Raw genomic sequence first — 2,699 nt, 5'->3', positions numbered from 1 at the left:
GACGCCGATGGCGCCCGCGATGCCGGTGCCCAGGGCCACGAACAGGAACCGGTCCGCGCCCCGGCCCGCGCCGACCCGCCCCTCGGCGAGGCCGCCGGTGCGCACGTCGTGGCCGAGGGCGACCGGGACGCCGAGCCGCTGTGCCAGCAGGTCGCGCAGCGGGACATCGCGCCAGCCGAGGTTGGCCGCGTAGACGGCGACGCCGTGCGCCTCGTCGACGATGCCCGGGACGGCAACGCCGGCGGCGGACGCGGGCGTGCCGAAGTGCTCGGCGCCGTACGCGCGCAGCTCGGCGGCCAAGTCGAGGATGCCCGCGACGACGGCGTCCGGTCCCCGGGCGCGTCCGGTGGCCCGGCGGGCCCGGTGCAGCACCTCGCCCCCCGGCCCGGCCAGCGCGGCCTTCATTCCGGTGCCGCCCACGTCGAGGGCGATGACATGTCTCACGGGGAACAGTGTGACCCGGGGACCCGCAAGAGGTCTAGTCCACTCACGTGGTGTAGACCTTGTTCCGGATATCGAAATGTTTCGGCGGCGGTGACGCCGGGGTTGGGGAAGAGCAGCGGTGCAGCGTCGGCGGATGGCAGGAACGATCGCGGTGGTGTCCGCACTGGGCATGACGGCGGTCCTCGGCGGCTGCGGCGTCACGGGCGGCTCGGCCGACGTGACCCTGAAGCTGGTCGCCGCCGACTACGGCGACAACGCGGCCAACAGCTCGAAGAAGTACTGGGACAAGCTCGTCGAGGAGTACGAGGCCGACCACCCCGACGTCAAGGTCGACGTCAGCGTCTACTCCTGGAACGACGTCGACCGCAAGGTCAGGGAGATGGTCGCCGCCGGTGACCCGCCGGACATGGCGCAGATCGGCGCGTACGCCGACTACGCCGCCCAGGACCGGCTCTACAAGGCCGACGACCTGCTCTCCATACGCACGCAGGCCGACTTCGTCGGGCAGCTGGCCTCAGCGGGCCAGGTGAAGGGCGTGCAGTACGGGCTGCCGTTCGCCGCCTCCACTCGCGTCCTCTTCTACAACAAGACCCTCTTCGCCAAGGCCGGCATCACCCCGCCCGAGTCCTGGGACGACCTGGCCGAGGACGCCGAGGCGCTCAAGGCGAAGGGCGTGAAGTACCCGTACGCGCTGCCGCTGGGCCCCGAGGAGGCGCAGGCCGAGACCATGCAGTGGATGCTCAGCGGCGGGGGCGGCTACACCGACGGCGTCGACAGCTACGGCTTCGACTCCCCCGAGAACATCGACACCTTCTCCTGGCTGAAGGAGGACCTGGTGGGCAAGGACCTGACCGGGCCGGTCGCACCCGGCGAGCTGAACCGGGCCGGGGCGTTCGCCGCCTTCGCCAAGGGCCAGGTCGGGATGCTCAACGGCCACCCCTCGCTGATGAAGATCGCCGCCAATCACGGCGTCAAGTACGGGATGGTGCCCACGCCGGGCAAGGAGGGCCCGAGCAGGTCCACGCTCGGCGTCACCGACTGGATGACGGCGTTCCGCAAGAACGGCCACCGCGACCAGGTGGGCGACTTCCTCGACTTCGTCTACAGCGAGAAGAACGTGCTGGCCTTCTCCCGCGAGTACGACCTGCTGCCGGTCACCTCCTCCGCGTCCGGCACGATGGCCGCCTCCGACGAGGACCGGCACCTCAGGCCGTTCCTGGAGGAGCTGCTGGCCTCCGAGCTCTACCCGGTCGGCAAGACGTCCTGGGCCGACGTCAGTTCCCAGGTCAAGCAGCAGATCGGCAAGGCCGTCGCGCCCGGCGGCAGCCCCTCGGGCGTCCTCGGCCACCTCCAGGCGGCGGCCGTCCGGGCGGAGAGCGCGGAGTAGCTCCGCTGTCGGTGGCAGGCGTTACGGTGCCGTGCATGGACGAGGACACGGGTGAGCAGGGGCTCGGGCGCAGGGAGCGGGACATCCTCGCGCTCGAACGCCGGGGCTTCTCCGGGCCCGGGGCGAAGGAACGGGCCATACGTGAGGAGCTGGACCTCGCCCCCGTTCGCTACTACCAGCTTCTCAACGCCCTGCTGGACGACGCTCGGGCGTTGGCGCATGATCCGGTGACGGTGAATCGGCTGCGGCGGGTTCGGGAGCGGCGTCGGTCTGAGCGGTGAGGGCCGTGGGGCGTCCGGCTGTCGTATGGGTGCGGGTGCGTCGTGGTTGTTCGCGCCCCGCGGCGGAGCCGCATGTCGATGCTGTCCCGCGCCCCTGAGAGGGACGTGTCCTTCAGCCGATCCGGTCCGCCAAGGACCTCAGCAGCTCCACGACCCCCTCCGGGCCGTTCACCACCACGTCCGCCCGCTCCCTGAGTTCGGTCACCTCGTCGCTGCCGCTGCACACCAGCAGGCCCGGGGTGCCGGTCGTGCGGAGGGTGTCGAGGGCGGAGTAGGCGGGCAGGTCGCCCAGGTCGTCGCCGGCGTAGAGGACGGATCCGGCGTCGATCTCGCGGGCGAACTCGCTCAGCGCGACGCCCTTGTCCATGCCGGGCGGGCGCAGTTCGAGGACCATGCGGCCGGGCTCGACGATCAGGCCGTGCCGGGTCGCCAGGTCGGTGAGCGGCTCGCGCAGGGCGTCGAAGGCGGCCTGCGGGTCGGCGGCCCGGCGGGTGTTCTCCTCGCCGGTGATCAGGCCGTCGACCGCGGAGAACTGGCCGGTCACGCCGATCGCGGCGCGTATGGCCTGCGGGTCGGCGGCGAGGTCG

General features: G+C 71.8%; 4 protein-coding genes. 2 read left to right on the top strand and 2 right to left on the bottom strand.

The window, feature by feature from the left end:
* Positions 1 to 444: ROK family protein (locus tag ABZ281_RS45295; protein ID WP_356664201.1), on the bottom strand; the 444-nt coding region annotated here is incomplete at its 3' end.
* Between the two features lie 133 nt (positions 445 to 577).
* Between ABZ281_RS45295 and ABZ281_RS45290 the strand changes: the two genes are divergently transcribed.
* A complete protein-coding gene (locus tag ABZ281_RS45290; RefSeq protein WP_356664199.1) occupies positions 578 to 1,831 on the top strand; it encodes an extracellular solute-binding protein in 1,254 nt (417 codons plus the stop codon).
* A gap of 35 nt (positions 1,832 to 1,866) precedes the next feature.
* A complete protein-coding gene (locus tag ABZ281_RS45285; protein WP_097217367.1) occupies positions 1,867 to 2,112 on the top strand; it encodes a DUF3263 domain-containing protein in 246 nt (81 codons plus the stop codon).
* A 112-nt stretch (positions 2,113 to 2,224) separates the two neighbouring features.
* Here ABZ281_RS45285 and ABZ281_RS45280 read toward each other — a convergent pair.
* The coding region (locus ABZ281_RS45280) for a trehalose-phosphatase (protein WP_356664197.1) at positions 2,225 to 2,699 on the bottom strand (475 nt) is incomplete at its 5' end.

The organism is Streptomyces sp. NPDC006265 (assembly GCF_040613555.1).
Classification (GTDB): domain Bacteria; phylum Actinomycetota; class Actinomycetes; order Streptomycetales; family Streptomycetaceae; genus Streptomyces.
The sequence above is the reverse complement of the archived record's forward strand: the minus strand, read 5'-3'. Positions and strand labels throughout refer to the sequence as shown.

Coding starts and splice junctions, on each gene's coding strand:
- ABZ281_RS45290 (WP_356664199.1), top strand. CDS start 578: ATGGCAGGAACGATCGCGGTGGTGTCCGCACTGGGCATGACGGCGGTC.
- ABZ281_RS45285 (WP_097217367.1), top strand. CDS start 1,867: ATGGACGAGGACACGGGTGAGCAGGGGCTCGGGCGCAGGGAGCGGGAC.